The organism is Streptomyces sp. NPDC048361, from assembly GCF_040651795.1.
GTDB lineage: Bacteria > Actinomycetota > Actinomycetes > Streptomycetales > Streptomycetaceae > Streptomyces.
The window spans coordinates 15,097-41,132 of the sequence record NZ_JBEZKW010000003.1; the positions used below are offsets into that span (position 1 = coordinate 15,097).

Annotated in this window: 24 protein-coding genes, 2 tRNA genes and 1 pseudogene; 8 read left to right on the plus strand and 19 right to left on the minus strand. The window is 69.8% G+C overall.

All coding sequences use genetic code 11. From position 1 onward, the window contains the following. Positions 1-21: 21 nt before the first annotated feature. The 5 genes from AB0D31_RS02415 to AB0D31_RS02435 form a co-directional block, all read right to left on the minus strand. A complete protein-coding gene (locus AB0D31_RS02415) occupies positions 22-1,284 on the minus strand; it encodes a class E sortase (RefSeq protein ID WP_362715872.1) in 1,263 nt (420 codons plus the stop codon). Then, complete coding sequence (locus AB0D31_RS02420; protein WP_362715874.1) at positions 1,281-1,919, minus strand: aminodeoxychorismate/anthranilate synthase component II; 639 nt, start codon at positions 1,917-1,919, stop codon at positions 1,281-1,283. Before AB0D31_RS02420 ends, AB0D31_RS02415 begins: the two co-directional genes overlap by 4 nt. Further along, complete coding sequence (locus AB0D31_RS02425; protein WP_362715877.1) at positions 1,916-2,095, minus strand: hypothetical protein; 180 nt, start codon at positions 2,093-2,095, stop codon at positions 1,916-1,918. The genes AB0D31_RS02420 and AB0D31_RS02425 overlap by 4 nt, the downstream gene beginning before the upstream one ends. Before the next feature lie 69 nt (positions 2,096-2,164). After that, positions 2,165-2,881 carry a class E sortase gene (locus AB0D31_RS02430; protein ID WP_362715880.1) on the minus strand — a complete coding sequence of 239 codons (717 nt, stop codon included), beginning with the start codon at positions 2,879-2,881 and terminating at the stop codon, positions 2,165-2,167. 23 nt (positions 2,882-2,904) lie between these two features. After that, a complete protein-coding gene (locus AB0D31_RS02435) occupies positions 2,905-3,684 on the minus strand; it encodes a DUF881 domain-containing protein (RefSeq protein ID WP_362715882.1) in 780 nt (259 codons plus the stop codon). A 137-nt stretch (positions 3,685-3,821) separates the two neighbouring features. Between AB0D31_RS02435 and crgA the strand changes: the two genes are divergently transcribed. Next, positions 3,822-4,076, plus strand: a complete 255-nt coding sequence (crgA, locus tag AB0D31_RS02440) for a cell division protein CrgA (protein ID WP_362715885.1) — start codon at positions 3,822-3,824, stop codon at positions 4,074-4,076. A gap of 405 nt (positions 4,077-4,481) precedes the next feature. Here crgA and AB0D31_RS02445 read toward each other — a convergent pair whose 3' ends face one another. Both AB0D31_RS02445 and AB0D31_RS02450 read right to left on the minus strand, forming a co-directional pair. Continuing rightward, positions 4,482-5,369, minus strand: a complete 888-nt coding sequence (locus AB0D31_RS02445) for a rhomboid family intramembrane serine protease (RefSeq protein WP_362715888.1) — start codon at positions 5,367-5,369, stop codon at positions 4,482-4,484. Positions 5,370-5,454: 85 nt separating this feature from the next. After that, the gene (locus tag AB0D31_RS02450) at positions 5,455-5,988 is read right to left on the minus strand and encodes a peptidylprolyl isomerase (RefSeq protein WP_362715891.1); all 534 of its coding nucleotides are present in this window, start codon (positions 5,986-5,988) and stop codon (positions 5,455-5,457) included. Between the two features lie 281 nt (positions 5,989-6,269). Between AB0D31_RS02450 and AB0D31_RS02455 the strand changes: the two genes are divergently transcribed. The 4 genes and pseudogenes from AB0D31_RS02455 (at position 6,270) to AB0D31_RS02470 (ending at position 10,179) form a co-directional block, all read left to right on the plus strand. Then, on the plus strand, positions 6,270-7,049 hold the full coding sequence (locus AB0D31_RS02455) for a DUF5324 family protein (protein WP_362715894.1): 780 nt from the start codon (positions 6,270-6,272) through the stop codon (positions 7,047-7,049). A 270-nt stretch (positions 7,050-7,319) separates the two neighbouring features. After that, positions 7,320-7,532 (plus strand): annotated as a pseudogene (locus tag AB0D31_RS02460) (BTAD domain-containing putative transcriptional regulator); the annotation flags it as partial. 88 nt (positions 7,533-7,620) lie between these two features. Further along, positions 7,621-8,259, plus strand: a complete 639-nt coding sequence (locus tag AB0D31_RS02465; protein WP_362715897.1) for a hypothetical protein — start codon at positions 7,621-7,623, stop codon at positions 8,257-8,259. Between the two features lie 312 nt (positions 8,260-8,571). Beyond that, positions 8,572-10,179 carry an FAD-dependent monooxygenase gene (locus tag AB0D31_RS02470; RefSeq protein ID WP_362715899.1) on the plus strand — a complete coding sequence of 536 codons (1,608 nt, stop codon included), beginning with the start codon at positions 8,572-8,574 and terminating at the stop codon, positions 10,177-10,179. Between the two features lie 233 nt (positions 10,180-10,412). Here the strand turns inward: AB0D31_RS02470 and AB0D31_RS02475 are convergent. Next, positions 10,413-10,485: transfer RNA gene (locus AB0D31_RS02475), tRNA-Ala, on the minus strand. A gap of 151 nt (positions 10,486-10,636) precedes the next feature. Between AB0D31_RS02475 and AB0D31_RS02480 the strand changes: the two genes are divergently transcribed. Together AB0D31_RS02480 and AB0D31_RS02485 are read left to right on the plus strand one after the other, a co-directional pair. Further along, complete coding sequence (locus tag AB0D31_RS02480; protein WP_267058290.1) at positions 10,637-11,185, plus strand: DNA-binding protein; 549 nt, start codon at positions 10,637-10,639, stop codon at positions 11,183-11,185. A gap of 32 nt (positions 11,186-11,217) precedes the next feature. Further along, complete coding sequence (locus tag AB0D31_RS02485; protein WP_362715902.1) at positions 11,218-12,666, plus strand: serine/threonine-protein kinase; 1,449 nt, start codon at positions 11,218-11,220, stop codon at positions 12,664-12,666. Positions 12,667-12,699: 33 nt separating this feature from the next. Here the strand turns inward: AB0D31_RS02485 and AB0D31_RS02490 are convergent, their stop codons facing one another. The 3 genes from AB0D31_RS02490 to AB0D31_RS02500 form a co-directional block, all read right to left on the minus strand. Beyond that, positions 12,700-13,974, minus strand: a complete 1,275-nt coding sequence (locus tag AB0D31_RS02490) for a hypothetical protein (protein WP_362715905.1) — start codon at positions 13,972-13,974, stop codon at positions 12,700-12,702. 5 nt (positions 13,975-13,979) lie between these two features. After that, a complete protein-coding gene (locus tag AB0D31_RS02495; RefSeq protein WP_362715907.1) occupies positions 13,980-14,105 on the minus strand; it encodes a hypothetical protein in 126 nt (41 codons plus the stop codon). A gap of 183 nt (positions 14,106-14,288) precedes the next feature. After that, positions 14,289-14,423 carry a DLW-39 family protein gene (locus AB0D31_RS02500; RefSeq protein ID WP_003958712.1) on the minus strand — a complete coding sequence of 45 codons (135 nt, stop codon included), beginning with the start codon at positions 14,421-14,423 and terminating at the stop codon, positions 14,289-14,291. Between the two features lie 222 nt (positions 14,424-14,645). On the opposite strand from AB0D31_RS02500, the gene AB0D31_RS02505 reads away from it, so the two are divergent. After that, positions 14,646-15,023: a DUF6344 domain-containing protein gene (locus AB0D31_RS02505; protein WP_362715909.1), complete on the plus strand. Its 378-nt coding sequence runs from the start codon at positions 14,646-14,648 to the stop codon at positions 15,021-15,023. Between the two features lie 394 nt (positions 15,024-15,417). Here AB0D31_RS02505 and AB0D31_RS02510 read toward each other — a convergent pair. The 8 genes from AB0D31_RS02510 to dnaN all read right to left on the minus strand — a co-directional run bounded on the left by AB0D31_RS02510 (position 15,418) and on the right by dnaN (position 25,235). Next, positions 15,418-15,491: transfer RNA gene (locus AB0D31_RS02510), tRNA-Ile, on the minus strand. Positions 15,492-15,588: 97 nt separating this feature from the next. Continuing rightward, a complete protein-coding gene (locus AB0D31_RS02515; RefSeq protein WP_362715912.1) occupies positions 15,589-16,227 on the minus strand; it encodes a DUF3566 domain-containing protein in 639 nt (212 codons plus the stop codon). Between the two features lie 3 nt (positions 16,228-16,230). Further along, positions 16,231-18,855, minus strand: a complete 2,625-nt coding sequence (gene gyrA / locus AB0D31_RS02520) for a DNA gyrase subunit A (protein WP_362715914.1) — start codon at positions 18,853-18,855, stop codon at positions 16,231-16,233. Between the two features lie 78 nt (positions 18,856-18,933). Next, positions 18,934-20,997 carry a DNA topoisomerase (ATP-hydrolyzing) subunit B gene (gene gyrB / locus AB0D31_RS02525; RefSeq protein ID WP_362715916.1) on the minus strand — a complete coding sequence of 688 codons (2,064 nt, stop codon included), beginning with the start codon at positions 20,995-20,997 and terminating at the stop codon, positions 18,934-18,936. Between the two features lie 389 nt (positions 20,998-21,386). Beyond that, a complete protein-coding gene (locus AB0D31_RS02530) occupies positions 21,387-21,938 on the minus strand; it encodes a DciA family protein (RefSeq protein WP_362715919.1) in 552 nt (183 codons plus the stop codon). Beyond that, positions 21,935-23,056 carry a DNA replication/repair protein RecF gene (gene recF / locus AB0D31_RS02535; protein ID WP_362715922.1) on the minus strand — a complete coding sequence of 374 codons (1,122 nt, stop codon included), beginning with the start codon at positions 23,054-23,056 and terminating at the stop codon, positions 21,935-21,937. Before recF ends, AB0D31_RS02530 begins: the two co-directional genes overlap by 4 nt. Positions 23,057-23,099: 43 nt before the next feature. Continuing rightward, positions 23,100-23,975, minus strand: coding sequence for a phosphogluconate dehydrogenase (NAD(+)-dependent, decarboxylating) (gene gnd / locus AB0D31_RS02540; protein ID WP_362715924.1), 876 nt, complete (start codon positions 23,973-23,975; stop codon positions 23,100-23,102). A gap of 129 nt (positions 23,976-24,104) precedes the next feature. Beyond that, positions 24,105-25,235: a DNA polymerase III subunit beta gene (gene dnaN, locus AB0D31_RS02545; RefSeq protein WP_362715927.1), complete on the minus strand. Its 1,131-nt coding sequence runs from the start codon at positions 25,233-25,235 to the stop codon at positions 24,105-24,107. Positions 25,236-26,036: the final 801 nt, after the last annotated feature.

Consider the following 26,036-nt stretch of genomic DNA (forward strand, 5'->3'; position numbering starts at 1 on the left):
CCGCCCCTGCTGTCCGTTCGGTCATCCCACGAGCGCGTCGGGCTTGCCCTTGCTGCGCGGCCGGTCGTCGACCATCTTGCCCCACACGATCAGCCGGTAGGTACTCGTGAATTCCGGCGTGCAGGTCGTCAGCGTCAGATAGCGGCCGGGCTTGGTGAATCCCGAGCCGACGGGGATCGGTTTGAGCACCGAGACGTTCGACGGCGGGGTCTGCGGGAGTTCGCTGGTGATCTCGTACGTGTAGTACGCGTCCTGCGTCTCGACGATGACCTTGTCGCCCGCCTTCAGCCGGTTGATGTACCGGAAGGGCTCGCCGTGGGTGTTGCGGTGGGCGGCGACCGCGAAGTTGCCGGTCTTGTCCGATGGCATGGCGGTCTTGAGGCCGGCCTCGTCGTAGTGGCCGATCATGCCCTTGTCGAGGACCTTCGCCTTGCTGGTGCCCTGCGCGATCGGAGCGACGATGTCCAGCTTGGGGATGTGCATGATGGCGAAGCCCTGGCCCGGCGCGAACGTGTCGGGCTTGCGCCCGTCCGCCCAGTCCTGGGCGATCTTCTTGGCGGCGCTGCCCGCCTCCTGGTGGGCGCGGACGTTGGTCCACCACAGCTGGTACGTCACGAACAGGAGCATCACCACGCCCAGCGTGATGAACGCTTCGCCGGCGATCCGGCTGGCGATCACCGCCGGGCTGTCCTTGCGCGCCTTGGCCGCCCGGCGCGCCTCGGCGCGGGTGAGCCGCCGCCCGTCCTGCGCGGTGGCGGGGGCTGCGGCGGCCGAGGAGACCGGCGCCGGGGCGGCGCGCCCCTTGCCCTTGGCAGCCCTGCGCCGCTCGGCCCGCCCACCGGTCGCGGGCGCAACCGCCGTGGCCGGCGGCATCGACGTGCCGGGCGGCACCGACGCGTCGGGCGGTACGGCCCCGTACCCGGCCGCGTCCTGCGACTCGTAGCCTGCCGCCGGCTCATAGCGGGCCGTCGCCCTGTAGTCGGCTATCGGCTCATAGCCGGCTGTCGGCTCGTAACCGGCTGTCGGCTGGAAGTCGGCTATCGACTCGAAGGCAACCGTGGGTTCGGGAACGGCTGTCGGCTCGGAACGGGCTGTCGGTCCAAAGACGGCGGGGCCGGAGGCCGGTCCTGCCGGGGAGACGGGTCCGGGCCCGTATACGGGCTCCTGTACGGGGGCTGAAGCGCCGGGCGCCGGGTTGTCGGTACGGAACCACGGTGACCCCGCCGCGGGGGGCAGGGGGTCCGTCAGCGGGTCGTACTCGTGCTCCGGGCGCACCGAAGTCACGCCGCGGCCTTGCCCACCACCGGCGCGAGCCCCGCCGAGCGCCCGACGGCCCCCGCGTCCCCGCATCGCACCAGCCAGTTGGCGAGCATCCGGTGGCCGTGTTCGGTCAGCACCGACTCGGGGTGGAACTGCACGCCCTCGACGGGCAGTTCACGGTGGCGAAGCCCCATGATGATGCCGTCCTCGGTGCGGGCGGTGACCTCCAACTCGCCCGGCAGCGTGCCCGGTTCGGCGGCCAGCGAGTGGTAGCGGGTCGCCGTGAACGGGGACGGCAGGCCCGCGAAGACACCTGCGCCCTGATGCAGCACCGGCGAGGTCTTGCCGTGCAGGAGCTCGGGGGCGCGGCCCACGACACCGCCGTACGCGACCATCATCGACTGCATGCCGAGACAGACGCCGAAGACGGGGACACCGGTCTGCGCGCAGTGGCGCACCATGGAGACGCAGACGCCGGCCTGTTCGGGAGCGCCGGGGCCGGGAGAGAGCAGGACGCCGTCGAAGTTGTCCTGGGCGTGGCTGAGCGAGACCTCGTCGTTGCGGACGACCTCGCACTCGGCACCGAGCTGGTACAGGTACTGGACCAGGTTGAAGACGAAGCTGTCGTAGTTGTCGACTACGAGAATGCGTGCGCTCACCGGACTGCCGTCCCCATCCCCTGGTCCACCGTCACGTCATTGAACGGGAGCAGAGGCTCCGCCCACGGGAAGACGTACTGGAAGAGCACGTAGACGACGATCAGCACCATCGCGAGCGAGATGAGCGCCCGCAGCCACGCGTTGCCCGGCAGATGCCGCCAGATCCAGCCGTACATGCCGTCCCCGCTGTCCCTTCCGACGATCGTTACGGGGACCAGAGTAAGCGCCGAGGCTGTGGAGTGGGGTCAGCCGTCCAAAGAGGCGTCCAAAGCGGGGGGCCTGCCCCGGGTCACGGGCTGCGTGGCGTCGAGGTGTCCCCAGACGATCAGACGGTGGCTGCTGCCCCACTCCGGGTCACAGGTGGTGAGGGTCAGATAGCGGCCGGGCGAGCGGAAGGGCGACTTGGCGGGGACGGCGTCGATGACGCCGACGTCGCTGGGCACGGTCCGGTAGGGCTTGTTGTCGACGCGGTAGGTGTACCAGGTGGTGTCGTCGCGCAGGACGACCGCGTCGCCCGGCCGCAGTTCGGGGAAGTCCTTGAACGGGTCGCCATAGGTGCGGCGGTGGCCGGCGACCGAGAAGTTGCCCTGCTGACCGAGTGCGGCGGTGTTCGCGTAGTGGCCGAGGCCTTTTTGGAGGTCCTTCACCGCGGTGCCTTCGAGGACCGGCTTGTGCCAGTTTTCACCGAGTCGGGGGATGTACATGACGGCGAAGGAGCGGCCTTCGGTGTACGCGGCGGGGGCGGGCGGGGGGTCGGCCGCCGCGGGGGTCTGGCGAGGCGCGGCCGGGCGGGGTGCGGGGCTCTGGGCCCACTGCTGCTGGAGGCCGGATATCTGGTCGCTCGCGGCGCTGTCGGCCTGCACGCCGGTCCAGTACAAGAGGTAGACGACGAAGAGCACGATGACGGTGCCGGCGGTGATGCACAGTTCGCTGAAGGTTCTGACGACGATCCGCACGGACATCGGCGGTGTCCCCTTCCGCGCCGCTACTGCACCGGTTTCGCGTAGTGGAGATCCACTGTGCCCGAGTAGGCGGCGAGAGTCATCGCCTTGTACTCGTCGACTTTCCAGCCCAGTCCGTACGCCTTCACGTACAGCAGGTAGTTCTGGATCGCCGGCGAGGCGTTGAGGGAGGCGCGCAGCTTCCCGGTGTCGCCCACCGCGGTGATCTTGTACGGGGGCGAGTAGACGCGGCCCTGGAGGATCAGGGTGTTGCCGACGCAGCGGACCGCGCTGGTGCCGATCAGACGCTGGTCCATGACCTGGATTCCCTGGGCGCCGCCCTTCCACAGGGCGTTGACCACGGCCTGGAGGTCCTGCTGGTGGATGACGAGGTCGTTGGCCTGCGGGGCGGGGTAGCCGGGGGCCGCGGTGGCGTTGGGAGGAGCGTCGTTGAGTGTGACGGTGAGCGCCTTGCCCGAGACGGGCGCGGTGCCGGAGGCGTCCTTGAGGCCGTTGAGGAGCTGGTCCTCGGCCTTGGTGGAGCCGTCGTCGCGCTGGGCGAGCGCGTCCACGTCGCCGCGGAGCGCGGCGGTGGTGTCGCCGAGTTCCTTGTTCTTGTGGTCGCGTTGTTTGATCAGGTCCGACAGTTTCAGGAGCGAGGCGTCGGTACGGATGTTGGTGCCCTTGGCCGTGTTGAAGCTGGTGACGAAGATGAGGCCGGCGAGCGCGAACACGGCGGCGGAGAGCAGCCGTACCGGCCGGCCGCGCAGGCGCCGCCGGGGCTGCTCGGGGACCCCGTCGGGGGAGTCGGCAGAATTGCTCAACGTACCCTTATCTCCTTCGGCGCCACGGAAGCACTACGCTAACGGACGCTTGGGGGAGGCTTCCCCCGCAGCCCCGTCCCCCGGCGCCGCCACAGTTCCCTGCGCGGTCACGCAGCGCATCGACAGGAGAGTTCCTCGTGCCGAAGTCACGTATCCGCAAGAAGGCCGATTTCACGCCGCCGCCCCCGAAGCAGGCGACCGCCATAAAGCTGGGCAATCGCGGCTGGGTCGCCCCGGTGATGCTGGCGTTCTTCCTCATCGGTCTTGCCTGGATCGTCCTCTTCTATGTGACCGAGGGCGATCTGCCGCTCAAGGCGCTCGGCAACTGGAACATCGTGGTCGGTTTCGGCTTCATCGCGGGCGGCTTCGGCGTCTCCACGCAGTGGAAGTAGCGGCGTGAGGAGCGCTTCCGCAGGGGAAAGTCCCGGCGAAAGCAAGCTCTGCCCCTAGTTATCCACAACGCTATCCACGGGGAGTGGATAACTCAGACGATCTGTGGATAACTTCCGGGATGTTGACGCCGGTATGACCGGCTCCGCTGCCCGCCACACCCCTTGCGCCCCTTGCCCCACCTGGAACTCCCAGGTCAGGAGCGAGGGGCACGGGCGTTCCCCACCCAGTGCACAAGTTCGGGCACCCTCTGTGGACAACTCTGGGGAAAGCTCGTACCCGCTGTGCTTGGACGGGCTCCCGCCCGCCCGATCTGGTGCGTATCCGCAGGCCGGATCAGGTCGGCTGTGCGGTACGGATCAGATCGGCGGTCCTGGTACGGATCGGATCGACAGTGCGGTGCGGATTCAGGTCAGTTGTGCGGTACGGATCAGGACCAGCGCGAGCGAGAGCGCGAACACCGCGGCGCAGCTGCCCCACTGCGCCAGGGCGCGCCGCTCGGCCGGGGCGTGCACCATGCCGATGCCGACGACGACGCCCGCGACGAGACCGCCCACGTGCGCCTGCCAGGCGATGCCGGACCACGAGAACGTGAAGATCAGGTTGACCACGAGCAGCCCGATCACCGGGCGCATGTCGTACTTCATCCGCCGCATCAGCACCGCCATGGCGCCGAACAGGCCGAAGATCGCGCCGGAGGCACCCAGCGAGAACTGGTTCTGCGCGGCCAGGAGGTAGGTCAGCGCGCCGCCGGCCAGCCCCGACACGAAGTACAGCGCGAGATAGCGGGCCCGGCCGAGTGCCGGCTCCAGAGGCCCGCCGACCCACCACAGGCTGAGCATGTTGAAGCCGACGTGCAGGTAGCCCTGGTGCAGGAACATCGAGGTCACCAGGCGGTACCACTGGCCGTCGGCGACACCTTGCGCGCCGTCGAGCCCAGGGACACCCGCGTGCCCCAACAGGGCGAACTCGTCGATGACCCGCGTGCCCAGCACCTGCTGCACCAGGAACACGGCCAGGTTGATCCCGATGAGGATCTTCGTCACCAGCTGACGGTCGCCGGAGGCCAGGACCCCGCCCGCCACGGTCCGCGGCCGGTTCGCGGTCGGCGTGTGGCCGGTGCCCGAGCCGGAACGGACGCATTCGGGGCACTGGAAGCCGACGGACGCGCTGACCATGCACTCCGGGCAGATCGGCCGGTCGCAGCGCACGCATCTGATGCCGGTGTGCACCTCGGGATGGCGGTAGCAGCCGGGCAGGCTCGACTGCCGCGCCTCGTCCTGGTCCTGGTTCATCGGGCTCCCTCGTCCTCGTGCAGCAGCTCCGCCCCGCTCGTCATACGGACGAGCGGGGCGGAAAGGTTCCCTGCGGAGCCGAAGATCAGCCTTCGCGGGTCTCCACGACGACCGACTCGATGACCACGTCGTTGACCGGGCGGTCGGTACGCGGGTTGGTGTCGGTGGCGATGATGGCGTCCACGACCTTCTTGCCGGCGTCGGTCGAGACCTCACCGAAGATGGTGTGCTTGCCGGTCAGCCACGCGGTGGGCGACACGGTGATGAAGAACTGCGAGCCGTTGGTGGCCGGGCCGGCGTTGGCCATGGCCAGCAGGTACGGCTTGTTGAAGGCGAGGTCGGGGTGGAACTCGTCGGCGAACTCGTAGCCCGGGCCGCCGGTGCCGTTGCCCAGGGGGTCTCCGCCCTGGATCATGAAGCCCTCGATGACGCGGTGAAAGACGGTGCCGTCGTACAGCGGGGCGCTGGTCTTCTGGCCGGTCGCCGGGTCGGTCCATTCGCGCTCGCCCTTGGCGAGTTCCACGAAGTTCTTGACCGTCTTGGGTGCGTGGTTCGGCAGAAGCCGAATCTCGATGTCGCCCTGGTTGGTCTTCAGGGTGGCGTAAAGCTGCTCGGCCACGATCTGCCTTCCTTTGAAGCGCTGCACAGGTCTGCACTGACGTTGCACGATCCTCGCACGGACCGGGCCGACGGGTGGAAAACCGCCTGGTTACCGACAGATACCCGCCAAACGGTGCCGTATCGCCCCCAACCGTGGCATTGTCCTCGATGAACTCCCCAAAGCTCCCCCCTCAGTACCGCGTCTCAGTACCGCGTCCCGTAATTGCTCGAAAGACATGCCCCCCACCCGGATGCCTGGGAGCACATGCCGGGTACCCGCAGGACAGGCATGATTTCGAGATGGTTGGAAAGGCGACATACCGAACCGCCACCAAGGAGGAGGATCACGTGACCCGCATGGAGAGCGTGCGCGCCGCAACCGGAACGGCGAAGGAGAGCGTGCTGCACGCCGCGGAAGTGGTGGCGCCCTACGCCGACTCGGCCAGGCAGCAGGCCGCGCAGTATGCCCAGCATTACGCCCAGGAGGCGCGCGTACGCGTCGCGCCGAAGGTGTCGAAGGCCGCGGCCCAGGCGCGCAGCCAGGCCCGGCATCAGTACGACGCCCGTGTCGCACCGCATGTCCCGTCACGTATGGACGAAGTCGCCCATCAGGCGGCCGAGCGCTCGCGCAAGGCGGCACGGCAGGCCGCCGACTACGCCGCGCCCCGCGTGGAGCAGGCGGTGGCGGCCGCCCAGCCCCTGCGCGAGGAGGCCATGGCTCGCTCCACGGCCGCGCTGGCCGCGCTGCGCGGTCAGGTGACGCCGCGGGAGATCGAGAAGCTGACGCGCAAGCACCGGCGTCGCGCCAGGAACGCCCGCTTCGCCAAGGGTGTCCTGGTCCTCGGTGTCGTGGCGGGGGGCGCGTTCGCCGCGTGGCGGTGGTGGGACAAGCAGGCCAACCCGGACTGGCTGGTCGAGCCCCCGGAGCCGACCGAGGTCCCCGACCGTACGCCGCTCAGCTCCGTGGACGGCAGCGCCGACGCCCTCGACCCCGAGGTCCAGGCGAAGCAGGCCGAGGCGGAGGCGGAGGCGGACGCCAAGGCGGCGGCAGACGCCAAGGACCGCGGCGAGAAGCACTGACGGAGCGCGGAAGCGCACTGCCATAGCCCTGCCATAGCCCCGCTGCGGTACGGACGACCGGGCGCCCGGAGGCCTCACCAGGCCGCCGGGCGCCCTCCGTTGGCCCGGACCGCCTTCCGCGGCGCGCGTGCCACCGCCGGGCGGTCGGGGCCGGGGGACGTGGGCGCCGGGGAAGTGTGGGGCCGTGCTCCCTCTCAAGAGACGCGGACTTCTTCGACGAGGGCGGGCAAGGGCGTACGCGCGGAAAGGCAGGCGCGCCGCGCCAGGCGCGTGCGGCAGATCTCCGGCTATCTCGCGGTCGTCGCGGACGGGCAACTCGACCTCCAGGTCTTCCAGCGCGAGATCAAGCAGGCCGCGGACGCGGCGGCCGAAGGACGCCTGCCCGCGGCCGTGACCGGGCTGCGCACGGCGCTGTCCCTGTGGCGCGGCAGCCTCCTGTCGGGAGCGGGCGGCCCGGTCGTCGCCGCCGCGTCCGCCGCCCTCGACGAACACCGCCGCCTGCGGCGTCCTGTTCCCCGGCTGGGTCGGCTACGCGGTCCCGCCGACCGCCCCACCGGCCGAACTACCGCCGATGGAAAGCGAGTTGGCGGCGTCCCGCTGGTTCGACGAGGAACTGCCGGCCTTGCGGGCTGCCGTCGCCCTCGGCCACGAGCGGGGCCATCACCGCCAGTCCGCGTACCTCGCCCGCAACACCATGTTCCAGTTGCACCAGCGGGGCGATGTGAAGAGGCTGCGGGAGACCGGGGAGCTCAGCGTGGCCGCGGCCCGCGAGGCGCGGGACCCGCACACCCTGCGGCTGAATCTGATCAACCTGCCCACGGGCCCCGCAATCTCGCCCTCACCCACGCCCTCATGGCCGATCTCGGCCGGCGTGAGGGCCGCGGCGAACAGGCTCCGGCGCTGGTGGCGCGCGCCCTGGAACTGGTGGCGCCGTTGGGCGCACGGGCCTGGCAGTGCCAGATCGAGAACATCGCCGGGCTCGTCCACCGGCGGCGCGAAGAGCACGTGCGCGCCCTCGATCTGCACCGGAGCGCCTTCCGCCACGCCTCGGGCATCGAGTTCCGCATCGAGATCGCCCGCGCGCTCGACGGCAATGGCCCAGCCCTCGCACGCGCTGGGAGACTACGTGGCGGCGGCGGAACACCGCCGCCTGGCGGACGGGCATTTCGACGCGATGTCCGTACCGCAGGACTCGCGGCGGCGGTCCTGACGGCGGGTCTCGGCGGGGGTCCTGACGGCGGTCCCGGCGGAGGTTCCGGTTCCGGCGATCCCGGTTCCGGTCTCGGCGGCGGTCCCGGTTCCGGCGGCGGGGTGCCGAGGAAAGCCGCATCGGGGGGCGCGGGTTCGGGTACGTGTGGGCGCACCCGGGCGACCGGGCGGCGGCCAGATCGGAAACGGTCACCGGGACCGGGTCCGGGTCCGGGTCCGGACAACAGCGACACGGCGGCACGGGAGGGCGGCGGCACGGCGGCACGGCGGCACGGCGGCACGGCGGCACGGCGGCACGGCGAGGGAGGCTGGCATGACAGAGGTTGTGGACACCGAGGTGATCGTGGCGGGAGGCGGTCCCGTCGGGATGCTCATCGCGGCCGAACTCGGTCTGCTCGGCGTGCGGACGGTCGTTCTGGAGGCGCGGGCCGCCGTCTCGGAACGCCCGAAGGCCAACACCCTGCACGCCCGGGCGGTGCAGAGCCTGGCCAGGCGCGGCTATCTGAACGGGGTGGCCGACGTGGCGGGCACGGCGCCGCAACCGTTCCACTTCGCCGGCATACCGGGGCTCCAGCTGACCGCGCCCGACGACGAGCCGACCCCGATCCTCAAGCTCGCACAGGCCGACCTGGAGCGGGCGCTCGAACGACGGGCCACGGCGCAGGGGGTGACCGTGCTGCGCTCACATGAGGTGATACACGTGTCCCAGGATGCGGACCGGGTGCGCGTCCTGGCCCGGACCACCCGACCCGCCCGGACCAGCCGATCCGCCCAGACCAGCCGATCCGCCCAGACCAGCCGATCCGCCCAGACCACCCGGTCCGCACAGTCCGCCCGGTCCGCACAGTCCGCCGAGTCCGTCCCATCCGTCCGGACACCGGGCGGTGCCACGTCCTTCGAAGCCCTGTATCTGGTGGGTGCGGACGGAGCGGCCGGTGTCGTCCGCGAGCAGACAGGCTTCGCCGCCGAAACCCGGGCGGCCACGGTCTCCGCGCTGATGGGCCAGGTCCGGTTCGCCGATCCGGCCACCGCGCCGCAGGGCTGGCAGCGGACCTCCCGCGGCTGGGTGGCGTCGCGGACCGCGTCGGACGGAACGGGGGTGATCCGCACACTGAACTTCGACGCCCCCACGGACCGGCGCACCCCGCCCACCCTCGACGAGCTGCGTACGGAGCTCTCGTACATCCTGGGGCGTGACGTGCCCCTGACCGAGGCCCCGTTCCTGAGCAGGTTCAGCGACTTCATCCGTGTCGCGTGCGACTTCCGCCGCGGCCGCGTCTTCCTCGCCGGGGACGCCGCCCACATCCACTTCCCGATCGGCGGCCAGGGTCTGAGCACCGGGATCGGTGACGGATTCAACCTGGCCTGGAAACTCGCGTCCGCCGTGCGGACGGGCGCGGGCGACGCGCTTCTCGACACCTACGACACCGAACGCCGCCTCGTCGTCGACCAGGTGGTGGACAGCACCCGCGCGCAGCTGGCGCTGATGCGCCCCGCTCCCGAACTCGACCCGCTGCGCGATCTGTTCGCGCGCCTCCTGCCCCTCGCCGACGTCAGGGCGTTGCTCGGCGCCGGTGTCAGCGCCCAGGAAACGGTCTGCTCCGCGGGCCGGCCCAGCACGTGCGAGCGGACCGGCACGTTCCTGTCCCAGCGGCAGTTCAAGACGGACCGCGGCGCCGAGGACGTCATCGACCTGCTCCAGGCGGGCCGCCCGCTCCTGCTGCACCACGCCGACGCCGGCCGGGACCACGCGTCGGTGGCGCGGGGCTGGGCCCATGTGGTGCGGCTGGTCCGCGTCCACGAGGACCGGCCCCTCGCACGGGACGCGCTGCTCGTGCGCCCGGACGGCTACATCGCCTGGACCTCCGCGGACGGCGCCCTCACCGATCTCCTGCGGACATGGTTCGGCCCACCCCGGTGAGCACGGCCGCACGGAGGATCCCCCCGACCCGCGACTGCGGCCCGCCGGGCAGCGTGAGCGCATCGCTGCCGCCGCCGAGCATGAAGGTCCGGATGCGAGATGCCCGGCCACGCCTGGGCAGCAGCCGGCCAACGTCAACGTCAGCGCGGACGTACTGACGTGTCAGCACAGGAAAACGGAAGAAAAAAGACCCCCCTTTCTGCATTCATGCAGGTCAGGGGGGTCTATCGACGTGGAGCCTAGGAGATTCGAACTCCTGACATCTGCCTTGCAAAGGCAGCGCTCTACCAACTGAGCTAAGGCCCCGGGTGAGGTGGTACGCACCAGAGTACCGGGTCCCACCGGGGTTCTCGCAAAAGGATTGGGACTCCCGGTGAACGACCACTCTCCGTAAGATGCTCGTCGAGGTTCGCACCCGTGAAGCGGCCTCAATGGGGAAGCGATGGGGAGACGCGCAATGGACACAGCACAGCAGGAAGCGACCGCCAGAGCGAGGGAGCTTCAGCGGAGCTGGTACGGAGAACCGCTGGGCGCGCTCTTCCGACGGCTGATAGACGACCTCGGGCTCAACCAGGCCCGGCTCGCCGCCGTTCTCGGGCTTTCGGCGCCCATGCTGTCGCAGTTGATGAGCGGGCAGCGCGCCAAGATCGGCAATCCCGCCGTCGTGCAACGCGTCCAGTCGCTCCAGGACCTGGCGGGGCAGGTCGCCGACGGCAGTGTGAGCGCCGTGGAGGCCACCGACCGCATGGAAGAGATCAAGAAGTCGCAGGGAGGCTCGGTGCTGACCAACACCGGCCAGACCACGTCCAGTTCGGGTGCCCCGACGGTACGGCGCGTGGTACGAGAGATCCAGTCGCTGCTGCGCTCGGTGGCGGCCGCCGGAGACATCATCGACGCCGCCGAGACCCTCGCCCCCGCCCACCCCGAGCTGGCAGAGTTCCTCCGGGTGTACGGCGCGGGGCGCACCTCCGAGGCCGTCGCGCACTACGAGGCGCACCAGAGCTGACAACGGTCCGATCGATCCTGGGGGGGCGCCGGGTGGGTGAGGTCTTCGCCGGTCGGTACGAGCTGATCGACCCGGTCGGACGGGGCGGGGCCGGAGCCGTCTGGCGCGCCTGGGACCGGCGCCGGCGCCGCTATGTGGCGGCGAAGGTGCTCCAGCAGAGCGACGCCCACACCCTGCTGCGGTTCGTCCGCGAGCAGGCACTCAGGATCGATCATCCGCATGTGCTCGCACCGGCCAGCTGGGCCGCCGACGACGACAAGGTCCTGTTCACCATGGACCTGGTGAGCGGCGGCTCGCTGGCCCATCTCATCGGCGACTACGGCCCCCTGCCGCCCCGCTTCGTGTGTGTCCTGCTCGACCAACTCCTGGCCGGACTCGCCGCGGTCCACGCGGAGGGCGTCGTACACCGCGACATCAAGCCGGCCAACATCCTGATGGAGGCCACCGGCAGCGGCCGCCCCCATCTTCGCCTCTCCGACTTCGGCATTTCCCTGCGCAAGGACGAGCCCCGCCTCACCGAGACCAACTACGTGGTGGGGACGCCGGGTTACTTCGCGCCCGAGCAGATGATGGGCGCCGAACCCGATTTCCCGGCCGATCTGTTCGCGGTCGGCCTGGTCGCCCTCTACCTCCTGGAGGGCAGCAAGCCGGACGCACGGGCCCTGGTGGAGTACTTCGCCGCGCACGGCACTCCGGGCGCCCCCCAGGGCGTGCCCGAGCCTCTGTGGCAAGTCCTCGCGGGGCTGCTTCAACCGAATCCGCAGAACCGGTTCCGTACGGCCACGGGGGCGCGCAAGGCGCTGGCGTCGGCGGTGGAGCTGCTGCCCGAGCAGGACCCGGACGACGAACCCGTCGAAGTCTTCGACCAGATCGGCCCGCTGCCGCCGGGCTTCGCCGAACGGGGACCCGAGCAGCCGTTCGCGGCCCCGTACGAAGCGTCGTCCTCCTTACGGAGGGAGGCCGCTCACCAACCGCCCTTCTCAGGCGACCAGTTGTGGACTCCGACGGCAACCGCAAATCCATCGCCCGCGCCGCGGGAGGGCTTCGGCGCGGCGTCCGCGTACCCTCCGGCCCCCTCCCAGCCGCCCACACCCGCGACCACGCCGTATACGACGCCCTATCCAGCCTCGTACGGCGGGCCGGCCCCGGGGCCGGGGCTGGGCCCGGACTCACACGCGGGCACGGGCTCGGGCTCGGGCTCGGGCATGGGTACGGGCTCAGGTACGGGCATGGGTACGGGCTCAGGTACGGGCGCAGGCTCGGGTCATAACCTGGGGCCGACCCCGGGGCCGATCCTGGGGCCGCCTCCGGTCTCGTACCCCAATGCTGTCACCGCGCCCCAAGTTCCCCTCCAGAACGCCTCTTTGGGGTCCACTTCGCGGCGGGGCCGCCCGGGGCCGCCCCCCAAGGTCGTGGTGCCCGTGCTCCTGGTGGCGCTGGTGTGTTTCGCGGTCGGCTTCTGGGCGTTGACGCGGATCTGAGGGGGGCGGAGCCCAGCGGCGGCCGGCGGCCGGCTACCAGGCGCCGGGCGGTCCGAATTCCTGCGCACCCGACGCGGGGACGGCCGCCGCCGCGCGCCGACGGGCCACCACGGTCCACACTCCGAGCCCGGCCACGAGCACCGTGCCCGAGCCGATCCCCAGCGCCGCGAGTAGCTTCATCGAGGCGGCGCCGGCGGAGGAGCCGGAAGAGGAGCCGGCCCCGCCGAAGTCGGGCCCGGGGCCCGCGTACGCCGGAGTGGGTTCTTTCGGCCCCCGTACGGTCAGCTGCAGCGTCACGGCGTACGGCGTGTTCCCGAAGGTCTGCCCGACCTCGGGGCTGAGGGAAACAGCCAGGTAATAGGGGCCGCCGATTCGCATCGCCGAGGTCTGGTCCGAGGGTGAGTACCGGTTCTCGTACGCGACCGGGGCCAGAGGGTCGAGCGAGGCCACCTTGCGCCGGCCGTCGTACGGCGCCGACGCCCCGGAGACCGGACCGCGCTCGGGGTTGTAGAGCTGGAGGGAGAGCGCCGTGCCGACGTAGCCCGTTTTCGCGGTGGTGATGCCGTCCAGCGCTCCGCTGACGAAGAGCTGCCTGCCCCAGTCGAGCGGCACCTGGAAGAAGAGGGTCTCGCCCGGCCTTACGGCGTCCTTCCACTGGCCGTCGGAGAGTTCGGCCGCGTCGTGGAAACCGGTGCCGCCGTGAACCGGGCGCGGGGTGCCGGCCGGTGGCGTCGGCGACGCGGAGGGCCAGCCGGAGGGGGCCGTGCCCGGCTCCGCGCCCTCGCGGGTGGGCTCGGTCGAGTAGCGCAGGTCCAGGCCCCAGGCGGCCGTCGTGGAGCCGGGGTCGCTCTCCCGCTCGACCACCATGGAGTAGGAGCCGGGCTCCTGACACGTCGACAGGCTTTTACGCACGGCCCGGTAGGCGTAGGCGGCGAAGGGGTGGGGGTACTGCGCCGAGCCGATCGAACGGCGCTGGGCGTCGCAGGTCTCGCCGTCGGCGTTCTGGATCGACACCCGGAGCGAGTCGCCGTAGGCGAGCTTGGCGCCCACGGGTCCCGGCAGGGCGACGGCCGAGGCGTAGGCGTCCTTCTTCCCGTCGAGAATCAGCCGGAAATAGAGCTTGCTCCCGGGCTTGATGACCGACCTGTAGGCGGTGTCGGCTTTCAGGACCGGAGCGTCGGTGTCCTGCCCGCCGCCCGCCACATCCTGCACGCCCTCGGGAAAGCGATACGAGGACGTCGCCCCCGCCGCGTCCACGGACGCCGGCACCGCCACAAGCACACAGAGCGCACCGACCAGGGCCGCCACCGCTTTCACCCGGCGCGCGCGGAGGGGCGCTCCATACTCAACGCCTCGATGCTCAACGCCTCTGCGCTCGACGCCTCTGCGCTCGACACCTCGATGCGCGACACCTCGATGCTCAACGCCTTGATGCTCAACGCCTCTGTGTGCTGCCGCCCGGGACCTGCTGTGCCGCATCCTCACGTCGCCCCGCCCCACCTTTGCCCTCGCAAGTCAACTCTTCGCTCACGTGAACTCGCCGGTGCCCGGGGCCTGCCCCGGGACGGCACGAAGCCCCGGCCACCTCAGTGGCCGGGGCTTCGCAACCGGGTCTTTCGGTCTCACACACCCGAACCTGCGGGCACGGAGTCGGTCGCCTCCGTCCACAGATCCTGCTCGGCGCGATCCGCCTGGATCTGGCGGTACACGAGGAGCCCGCCGATGGCGGCCAGTGCGACCAGGAGAAGCTTCTTCACCGCGCGACCTCGTCTTTCCTTGACGTAAGGGACCTCTGCCGCCCGACTATACACACCGATCGATACCAATCGGTGATGCTCCATCCGTGTGTAGTTCATCGGAAGATCCGTCGATACGGTGCGTCGCTCCCCGCTTCGTCGGCCACCCCCGCACATCATCGGATACAACGCAATTCGGGCAACCCAACAGCAGTGTCTGCACACGGAAGAAGCGAGGACGTCATGGCAACCAGCAAGCTCACGACCTGGTGGACGGCACTCATCAGCGCGCTGGTCGCGCTTCTCGCCTCCCTCGGTCTGGCCGGCCAGGCCACCGCCGCCACCGCCCCCGCGACTTCCGTACCGCAGCACGACGTGACGTACAACCGCAGCGAACCGGCCACCTCCGTTGCGCCGGCCGTGCAATGGGCCCTGCCCTCCGCATCGGCGCTGCCGCCCACCATGAAGCAGCGCATCCGGGCCGAGGCCCATGGCTCCTCGCCCTCCTCGCGCCACCGCGGCGATGTCCGTGACGCGGCGGACGACGCCGCACAGGGCGGCGAGGCCGCCGTCGAGGAGCCGGACCGAGACCCGGCCGGGGCCGACACCCCCTCACCCTGACCCCACCCGCTCTGCCCGAGCTGCGAGCCCGGCAACTCCTCGGAGTTGCCGGGCTCTTCGGCGTCCCGGGGCCGTCTGGACCCGGCATAACGCCCCCATGCACGGCCGCCCAGTCCACGGCCGCCCACACATCCAAGTACGCCCACACATCCACGTACGCCTAAGGCTGCCGCGCCCGTCGGCTCCGCCGCCTTCCCCCCTGCCCATGCCAAGCCCCGGAGCCGGCCAGGCCTGCCCAGCCGAGCCAAGCCATTCCACGCCCAGCCAAGCCGTGCCGTACCCAGCCATTTCCACGCCGAGCCACCTCGAACCAAGCCACGCCAAGCCATGCCGAACGAAGCCCAGGAAACGCCGAAGGCCCCCAACCATTCCCGGTTGGGGGCCTTCGTCACTGTGGGGCTAACAGGATTTGAACCTGTGGCCTCATCCTTATCAGGGATGCGCTCTAACCAACTGAGCTATAGCCCCGCCGCGTCTTGCGGGATGTCCCGCGCGCCGACCTCTGAAGATTAGCGCACGGGACGGCCAGTCCCAAAATCGGTATCCGTGCCGCCGTGAACTGCGGCTACTCGTCCTCGGCCAGCGTGAGCTCGATGCCGCCCACGAAGCCCGCCGACAGGTTGTAGATGAAGGCGCCGAGCGTCGCGAGCGCCGTGGCGAGCACCACGTCGATCACCGCGATGACCGACGTGAAGAGCAGCACCCGCGGCAGCGACAGGAACGACTGGAGGTCGAAGCCATTGGACTCGTTCGAGCCCGTGGCCTCGCTGATCGTGCCGCCGACCGTCGAGAACACGCCCATGGCGTCCATGACCATCCACAGCACCGCCGCCGCAATGATCGTGCAGATGCCGAGCGCGATGGACAGCAGGAAGCTGACCTTCATCACCGACCACGGGTCGGCCTTGGCCACCCGCAGCCGTGCCTTGCGCGTCCGGGGCGCCGTACGGGCCCCCGTGCGCGGCCGGCGCACGCCTTCACCGGTGCGCTGCGGCGCCGGATAGGCCTGCGGCGGGTGGTAGGGCTGCTGTCCGCCGGACGCGGTCTTCTCGCGCTCGCCGGGCAGCGCGCCGCCACCCTCGTACTCCGCCCGGCCCTTGGCCCCGCGGGTTTCCGTCACCGTTACCCCCTGGGAGTCCGCGGCAGGGCCACGGGCACCGTTCGCTCCGGAAGCGGCCGCTCCGGCGCCCGTGGCTCCACTCACGCTTTACTCCTCGTGCTCCCCGGCCGACGGCTGGACGCCCTCGGCAGCAGCCTCGGCAATAGCGCCCTCGGCGTCGTCGGCCCCGTCGACCTCTTCGGCCTCGCTGCCCGCCTCGGCGTTACGGGCGATGCCGACCACGGCATCGCGCTTGCCCAGGTTGATCAGTTGGACGCCCATGGTGTCACGGCCCGTCTCCCTGACCTCGTTGACTCGCGTACGAATCACACCGCCGCCGAGAGTGATGGCGAGGATTTCGTCCGTTTCCTCGACCACCAGCGCGCCGACAAGCGAACCCCGGTCCTCCACGATCTTGGCTGCCTTGATGCCGAGACCGCCGCGGCCCTGGACGCGGTACTCGTCGACGGGGGTGCGCTTCGCGTACCCGCCATCGGTTGCGGTGAAGACGAACGTACCGGTCCTGACGACATTCATCGAGAGCAGTTCGTCTCCCTCGCGGAAACTCATGCCCTTGACGCCGGACGTGGCGCGCCCCATGGGGCGCAGCGCGTCGTCGGTCGCCGTGAAACGGATGGACTGCGCCTTCTTGCTGACGAGAAGCAGGTCGTCCTCGGCCGAGACCAGCTCCGCACCGATCAGTTCGTCGTCGCCGCCGTCCGCGGTCTCCCGCAGATTGATGGCGATGACACCACCCGAACGGGGCGAGTCGTAGTCCTTGAGCGATGTCTTCTTCACCAGGCCGGCCTTGGTGGCCAGGATCAGATAGGGCGCCGCGTCGTAGTCGCGGATCGCGAGGATCTGGGCGATCTTCTCGTCCGGCTGGAAGGCCAGCAGGTTGGCGACGTGCTGGCCGCGCGCGTCGCGCCCGGCATCCGGCAGCTCGTACGCCTTGGCCCGGTAGACGCGGCCCTTGTTGGTGAAGAAGAGCAGCCAGTGGTGGGTGGTGGAGACGAAGAAGTGGTCGACGATGTCGTCCTGCTTCAGCTTGGTGCCCCGTACGCCCTTGCCGCCGCGCTTCTGCGAGCGGTAGTCCTCGGTCTTGGTGCGCTTGACGTAGCCACCGTTGGTGATGGTGACGACGATGTCCTCTTCGGCGATCAGATCCTCGATGGACATGTCGCCGTCGAACGGCACCAGGGCCGAGCGCCGGTCGTCGCCGAACTTGTCGACGATCGCGGCCAGTTCCTCGCTGACGATCGCGCGCTGCTTCTCGGGCGAGGCGAGGATCGCGTTGTACTCGTTGATCTTCGCCTGGAGCTCGTCGTGCTCGGCGACGATCTTCTGGCGCTCCAGGGCCGCGAGCCGGCGCAGCTGCATCTCCAGGATGGCGTTGGCCTGGATCTCGTCGATGGAGAGCAGCTCCATCAGGCCCGCGCGCGCCACGTCGACCGTGTCGCTGCGCCGGATCAGCGCGATGACCTCGTCGATCGCGTCGAGCGCCTTGAGCAGACCGCGCAGGATGTGGGCGCGCTCCTCGGCCTTGCGCAGCCGGAACTTCGTACGCCGGACGATGACCTCGATCTGGTGCGTCACCCAGTGGCGGATGAACGCGTCGATCGAGAGGGTGCGCGGCACGCCGTCGACCAGCGCCAGCATGTTGGCGCCGAAGTTGGACTGCAGGTCGGTGTGCTTGTACAGGTTGTTCAGGACGACCTTGGCGACCGCGTCCCGCTTCAGGACGATCACCAGGCGCTGGCCGGTGCGCGAGGACGTCTCGTCGCGGACGTCGGCGATGCCGCCGACCTTGCCGTCCTTCACCAGGTCGGCGATCTTCTGCGCGAGGTTGTCCGGGTTGGTCTGGTACGGCAGCTCCGTGACGACCAGGCACTGGCGGTTCTGGATCTCCTCGACCGCGACGACCGCGCGCATCGTGATGGAGCCGCGCCCGGTGCGGTACGCCTCCTCGATGCCCTTGCGGCCCACGACCAGCGCGCCGGTCGGGAAGTCGGGGCCCTTGATGCGCTCGATCAGCGCGTCCAGGAGCTCCTCGTGCGTGGCCTCCGGGTTGGCCAGGTACCACTGGGCGCCCTCGGCGACCTCGCGCAGGTTGTGCGGCGGGATGTTGGTGGCCATACCCACCGCGATGCCGGCCGAGCCGTTGACCAGGAGGTTGGGGAAGCGCGCCGGCAGGACCGTCGGCTCCTGGTTGCGGCCGTCGTAGTTGTCCGTGAAGTCGACGGTCTCCTCATCGATGTCACGGACCATCTCCATGGCCAGCGGCATGAGCTTGCACTCGGTGTACCGCATGGCGGCGGCCGGGTCGTTGCCCGGGGAGCCGAAGTTGCCGTTGGAGTCCACCAGCGGCATGCGCATCGACCAGTGCTGGGCGAGGCGCACCAGGGCGTCGTAGATCGAGGAGTCGCCGTGCGGGTGGTACGTACCCATGACGTCACCGACGACGCGGGCACACTTGTAGAAACCCTTCTCGGGCCGGTACCCGCCGTCGTACATCGCGTACAGGACGCGGCGGTGGACGGGCTTCAGGCCGTCCCGCACGTCGGGCAGCGCACGCGAGACGATGACGGACATCGCGTAGTCGAGGTAGGAGCGCTGCATCTCCGTCTCGAGCCCGACGGGCTCGATGCGCAGCCCGCCGGACTCGTTCCGCTGGTCCATCTCGGACTCGGGAAGGTCGGGTGTGGGGGGGATGTTGGAAGACTCGTCGGCCATCGCTGTCAGATTGTCCTTTCACACGGCTTGGCTGGCACACCGGCCAACGCGGCCGAAACGGCTTCGGTCGGGGCCGAGTCAGATGTCGAGGAAGCGGACGTCCCGCGCGTTGCGCTGGATGAACGAACGGCGTGCCTCGACGTCCTCACCCATCAGCACCGAGAACAGGTCGTCGGCCTGGGCCGCGTCGTCCAGGGTGACCTTGCCGAGCACGCGGTGCTCGACGTCCATCGTGGTGACGCGCAGCTCCTCGGCGTTCATCTCGCCAAGCCCCTTGAAGCGCTGGATCGAGTCCTCGCGGATCCGCTTGCCGTTCTGCTTGCCGAGGGCGACCAGCGCGTCGCGCTCGCGGTCGGAGTACGCGTACTCGAAGTCGTCCCGGCCCCACTTGATCTTGTAGAGCGGGGGACGCGACAGGTACACGTGCCCGGCCTCGACCAGCGGCCGCATGAAGCGGAACAGGAAGGTCAGCAGCAGGGTGTTGATGTGCTGGCCGTCGACATCGGCGTCCGCCATCAGGATGATCTTGTGATAGCGGAGCTTCTCGATGTCGAAGTCCTCGTGGACCCCGGTGCCGAACGCCGAGATCAGCGCCTGGACCTCGGTGTTCTGGAGGATCTTGTCGATCCGCGCCTTCTCGACGTTCAGGATCTTGCCCCGGATGGGCAGGATCGCCTGGTACATCGGGTTGCGGCCGGACTTCGCCGAACCGCCGGCGGAGTCACCCTCGACGATGAAAATCTCGCACTTGGTGGGGTCGTTGGACTGGCAGTCCGAGAGCTTGCCGGGCAGCGACGCCGACTCGAGCAGCCCCTTGCGACGCGTCAGGTCGCGCGCCTTGCGGGCGGCGACGCGTGCCGTCTGCGCCTGGATCGACTTGCGGATGATGTCCACGGCCTCGACGGGGTTGCGGTCGAACCAGTCGGTGAGGTGCTCGTGCACCACCTTCTGGACGAACGTCTTCGCCTCGGTGTTGCCCAGCTTGGTCTTGGTCTGGCCCTCGAACTGCGGCTCGCCCAGCTTGACGGAGATGATCGCCGTCAGACCCTCGCGGATATCCTCGCCCGAGAGGTTGTCGTCCTTCTCGCGCAGCAGCTTCTTGTCGCGGGCGTACCGGTTGACCAGGCCCGTGAGCGCGGCGCGGAATCCCTCCTCATGCGTACCCCCCTCATGCGTGTGGATGGTGTTCGCAAAGGAGTAAACGCCCTCGCTGTACTGAGAGTTCCACTGCATCGCGATCTCGGCCGAGAGGAGTCGCTCCTTGTCCTCGGCCTCGATGTCGATCACGGTCGGGTGGATCAGCTCGCCCTTGCGCGAGTTGAGGTACTTCACGAAGTCGACGATGCCGCCCTCGTAGAAGTACGTCACCGTCAGGGGCGACGGCTCCTCGGCCTCCTCGGCCGAGTCCGCTCCCGAGACCGCCCGCGCCGACTCGCGCTCGTCCGTCAGCCGGATCGTCAGACCCTTGTTGAGGAACGCCATCTCCTGGAAGCGCCGCGACAGCGTCTCGAAGGAGTACTCGGTGGTCTCGAAGATGTCCCCGTCGGCCCAGAACGTGACCGAGGTACCGGTCTTCTCGATCGCCTCGTGCTGGGCGAGCGGCGCCGTCGGGACACCCAGCTTGTACTCCTGCGTCCAGCGGTATCCGTCGGTCCTGACCTCGACGGCGACCCGGGTCGACAGGGCGTTCACCACGGACACGCCCACGCCGTGCAGACCGCCGGAGACGGCGTAACCGCCGCCACCGAACTTTCCGCCCGCGTGCAGCACGGTGAGCACGACCTCGACGGCCGGCTTCCCTTCGGAGGGAACGATGCCCACAGGGATGCCGCGGCCGTTGTCGACGACGCGGACACCGCCGTCGGGCAGGATCGTGACGTCGATCGTGTCCGCGTGCCCGGCCAGGGCCTCGTCGACCGAGTTGTCGACGACCTCGTACACAAGGTGGTGCAGACCGCGCTCACCGGTCGAGCCGATGTACATGCCGGGTCGCTTGCGGACCGCGTCCAGACCTTCGAGGACGGTAATCGCGCTGGCGTCGTACGAGGTGGTCACCTCGCCGTTGTCACCGACGGCAGTGGACGGGGTCTTCTCGTTGGGGTTGCCGGAATCGGCCACGAAGCGCCCTTTCTGGCACAGCACAAGCCTCCCCTGTACAGGCAGGAGCGGCTGCGTCGTTCAGCGATGGTCGGCGTCGGAACGCCCGCCGTGGCGGCGGGCGTCCGATCACGTCTTTCGGTGGGTCCCGCGAGGACGGCGGGATTATTGACCAGTCTACCGGTAGCGCCGACATGAATGGGGGTTTGCCGGTACCTGAGTCCGCATGTGCCGCCCTGAGCGGGCGCCTTCCGACTCCCCATATCCGGGGAGGGGCCCCAAGAGCCTCACACGGGCATTCAGCGCTTCGGCCTGTCAACCTCCGACTACCGTGAGGGACACCTCATGACCACCACGGGGTCCCAGGGCTCACAGAAGTCACGTTTTCGCACGTCACAGACGGTGCGCCGGAGGCACACAAGGGGCCGGCGCCCTTATCCGTAGGTGTCGCCCGGGCCGGTGCTCCCCGGCGCCCGCAGCCGGCCGTAGCGCTGCGGGGGCCCGCCGGGGCCGAGCACCTTGATCAGCCGGACCGTGCCGTGGCCGAGGTCGGCGTTGATGCGGGCCACCAGCTGGGGCGCGAACAGGCGCAGCTCGGTGGCCCAGGCCGTCGAATCGCACTGCACGGTCAGGACGGCTTCGGCCTGGTCGTAGGACTTCGGCACGCAGTGGTTGGCTAGGTCCTCGCCAACGATCTGCGGCCAGCGGCCCATCACTCCGCCCACCGCGGCGGGCGCCTCCCAGCCGCGCTCGTTGATCAGCCGGTTGATCGCGGCGCCCAGCGGCAGCGGGTCCCGGCCGTCCGCGCGGGCGCCGGAGCGCAGCCCGCCGCCCCTGCGGGCCTGCTTCTTCTGCTGCGCGGCGTCGCCCCGCGCCCTGGCCTGCTCCTTCGCCGCGCGCAGCGCGACCCGCGCCAGGTCCACGCCGGAGGACTCGGGCACCTTAGGGGCGTCGGACGGCCCGCTCGGGCCGGACGGCTCGCTCATGCCCGCGCCACCTCGCCCGCCGCGACCTCGTAGCGGACACCGGCGAGGATGCCCGGCACGTCGTCGTCGACCGCGGCCGTCACCAGGACCTGCTCGCCGGGCGCCACCAGTTCCGCGAGCCGCTCGCGGCGCTTGGCGTCGAGCTCGGCGAAGACGTCGTCGAGCACGAGGACCGGCTCGTTGCCCTCGGCCCGCAGCAGGTCGTAGGAGGCGAGCCGCAGCGCGAGCGCGTACGACCAGGACTCGCCGTGGCTCGCGTACCCCTTGGCCGGCAGCTCGCCCAGGCGCAGCAGCAGGTCGTCGCGGTGCGGGCCCGCCAGTGTCACGCCGCGCTCGATCTCCTGCTTGCGGACGTCCGCGAAGGCCTCGATGAGCTGGCCGTACAGTTCCTCGCGGGTATGGCCGGTGCCGGGCGCGGACGGCTTGTACTGCAGGGCCAACGGGCCGCCGCCCGGCGCGAGTTGCTCGTACGCCTTGTCGGCGAGCGGTTGCAGGGCGGCGATCAGGTCGAGGCGCTGGGCGAGCAGCTCGGCGCCGACCTGGGCCAGGTGCTGGTCCCACACGTCGAGGGTGGACAGGTCCATGCCACGGCCACCGTGCCGGCGGGCCATCGCGGCGGACTTCAGAAGGGTGTTGCGCTGCTTGAGGACCCGGTCGTAGTCGGAACGTACGGCCGCCATCCGGGGGGACCGCGCGGTGATCAGCTCGTCGAGGAAGCGGCGCCGCTCCCCGGGGTCGCCCTTGACCAGGGCGAGGTCCTCCGGCGCGAAGAGCACGGTCCGTACGATCCCCAGCACATCGCGGGGTCTGACCTGCGAGGATCTGTTGATACGGGCCCGGTTGGCGCGGCCCGGGTTCAGTTCGAGCTCGATCAGCTGGGAGCGCTCGCCCTGGGTGACGGCGGCCCGGATCACGGCGCGCTCGGCGCCCATGCGGACCAGCGGCGCGTCCGACGAGACCCGGTGGCTGCCGAGCGAGGCGAGGTAGCCGACGGCCTCGACCAGGTTGGTCTTGCCCTGGCCGTTGGCGCCCACGAAGGCGGTGACGCCCGGGTCGAGCGGAACCTCGACCCGGGCGTACGAGCGGAAGTCGGCCAGCGAGAGATGGGTGACGTGCATGGTGTCGCCGACCTCCCCCGGCTTTACCTACTGCTCTGTACTGCTACTTGGACTCGACCGCGTGGCCGCCGAACTGGTTGCGCAGCGCGGCGATCATCTTCATCTGCGGGGAGTCGTCCTGACGGGACGCGAAGCGGGCGAACAGGGACGCGGTGATCGCAGGGAGCGGCACGGCGTTGTCGATCGCGGCCTCCACCGTCCACCGGCCCTCGCCGGAGTCCTGCGCGAAGCCCTTGAGCTTGTCGAGGTGCTCGTCGTCGTCCAGGGCGTTGACCGCGAGGTCGAGCAGCCAGGAACGGATGACCGTGCCCTCCTGCCAGCTGCGGAACACCTCGCGGACGTCGGTGACGGAGTCGACCTTCTCCAGGAGCTCCCAGCCCTCGGCGTAGGCCTGCATCATGGCGTACTCGATGCCGTTGTGGACCATCTTGGAGAAGTGGCCGGAGCCGACCTTGCCCGCGTGCACCGCGCCGAACTCGCCCTCGGGCTTGAGGGCGTCGAAGATCGGCTGGACCTTCGCGACGTTCTCGGCGGTGCCGCCGTACATCAGGGCGTAGCCGTTCTCCAGGCCCCAGACGCCGCCGGAGACGCCGCAGTCGACGAAGCCGATGTCCTTGATGCCGAGCTCGACGGCGTGCTTCTCGTCGTCCGTCCAGCGGGAGTTGCCGCCGTCCACGACGACGTCACCGGGCGCCAGGAGCTCGCTGAGCTCGTCGATGGTGGACTGTGTCGCGGCGCCCGCGGGGACCATCACCCACACGACGCGCGGGCCCTTGAGACTGTCCACAAGCTCCTTGAGGCTGTGGACGTCGGCGACGTCCGGGTTGCGGTCGTAACCGATGACGGTGTGGCCTGCGCGGCGGATGCGCTCGCGCATGTTGCCGCCCATTTTGCCGAGGCCGACGAGACCGAGCTCCATCACAGAATCCTTTGACGTTGAGGCGTTCGTACCCGCGTCCGAGCCTACGCCGGAGCCCTCGTACACACCTGCGGGGTCAGCCGCTCAGACGTACGTCCCGAGTGCCCGGGACGTACGTCCTCAAGCCACTCAGCCGGACAGCCGCACCGGCATGATCAGGTACTTGTACGCGTCGTCCGCCTCGGCGTCCTGCGCGGGCCTGCCGCTGAGCAGGGCCGGCTTGGTCGACGTGGTGAAGGCCAGCTGGGCGACCGGCGAGTCGATGGCGCTCAGGCCGTCGAGCAGGAAGGTCGGGTTGAAGGCGATCGAGATGTCGTCACCCTCCAGGTTGGCGTCGACCCTTTCCACAGCCTGTGCGTCGTCGCTGGAGCCGGCCTCCAGGATGAGCACACCCTGCTCGAAGCTGAGCCGCACAGGGGTGTTGCGCTCGGCCACCAGGGAGACGCGCTTGACGGCCTCGACGAACGGGGCGGTCTCGATCACCGCGACCGAGTTGAACTCGGTGGGGAACAGGGTGCGGTACTTCGGCAGGTCGCCTTCGAGCAGGCGGGTGGTGGTCCGCCGGCCCGCGCCCTCGAAGCCGATCAGGCCCTCACCGGCGCCGGAGCCCGAGAGCGCCAGGGTGACCGTGTCGCCGCTCGTGAGCGCCTTGGCCGTGTCCAGGAGCGTCTTGGCGGGGACCAGGGCGACCGCGGAGGCGTCCGGGTTCTCCGGCTTCCACAGGAACTCGCGGACCGCGAAGCGGTAGCGGTCGGTGGAGGCCAGGGTGACGGTGTCGCCCTCGATCTCGATACGCACGCCGGTCAGCACGGGCAGGGTGTCGTCCCGCCCTGCCGCGATGGCGACCTGGGCGGCGGCCGAGGCGAAGACCTCACCGGGAACGGTGCCGGTGGCGGTGGGCATCTGCGGCAGCGCCGGGTACTCCTCCACGGGCAGGGTGTGGAGGGTGAAGCGGGAGGAGCCGCAGACCACGGTCGCCCGTACACCGTCTGTGGAAATCTCCACCGGCCGGTTCGGCAGGGCGCGGCAGATGTCGGCGAGGAGGCGGCCGGAGACGAGCACCGTGCCGTCCTCGTCGACCTCGGCGTCGACCGAGACCCGCGCCGAGACCTCGTAGTCGAAGCTGGAGAAGCTGAGCGCGCCGTCCTCCGCCTTCAGAAGAAGGCCCGCGAGTACGGGCGCCGGCGGACGGGCCGGGAGGCTGCGGGCCACCCAGGCCACCGCCTCCGCGAGTACATCGCGCTCCACCCGGATCTTCACCGGAACCGCCTCCTGCTGTTGCTGGCTCGCCCTGCTGGCTTTCGTCGTCGGCTGTATCGCCGGGGACCAGTCTGACGTACGCCGCTGACAGTCGGTGCGCGTCGGGGTCAAGTCGCGTCGAGCGGCAGCGGGAGCTCCGGCGGCGAGTTGTGCACAGGCCCCACTTCGAAGCGGATTCCCAGCTAACTCTAAGTGGGAGTAGTAGTAGGGCCTGTGGAAACCGTGGATAACCCCGTTTGCGCAGGTCACACCCGATTTTTTGTCCACCGGCCCTGTGGGTGACACCCGTGGACAACTCGGGGTTTCTGTGGACGCCCGAAAGTTCTGCACACCCCATGCACAGAAGAGGGGTGGTTCTCCCCAGCCCTGTCCCCAGCTTTACCCCGGTTCCCCACAGGCCAACCTGCCTCGTTGGTGTGACGGCTTTCACTCGGTGCGGTGATCGGGGGTGTTGCGTTGCCGAACAGTGGACAGCGCTGTGGAGAAGCTGGGGACAACGGCCCCGAACCTGTGGGCCGCCGGTGGACAACTGAATGCACAGGCTGTGGACAGAGGATTCGTCCACAAGCTGTGGAACGAGGATGCCCACAAATCCACACCCGGTTGACCTGGGGTGATGGAGTATCAGCCGCCGCGCCTGTGGACGCAATCTGGACAACTTCGCGGTCCCCAGGGTGTGGACGGAAGAAAGTACCCAGATCTGTGGAGAACCGCCTCTGACCAGCCGGTATTCGAACACCGAGCCACCCGCGGGACTCGTACACACGCGTGCAACGAGCCCGTACGCACGCTTCCCGAGGC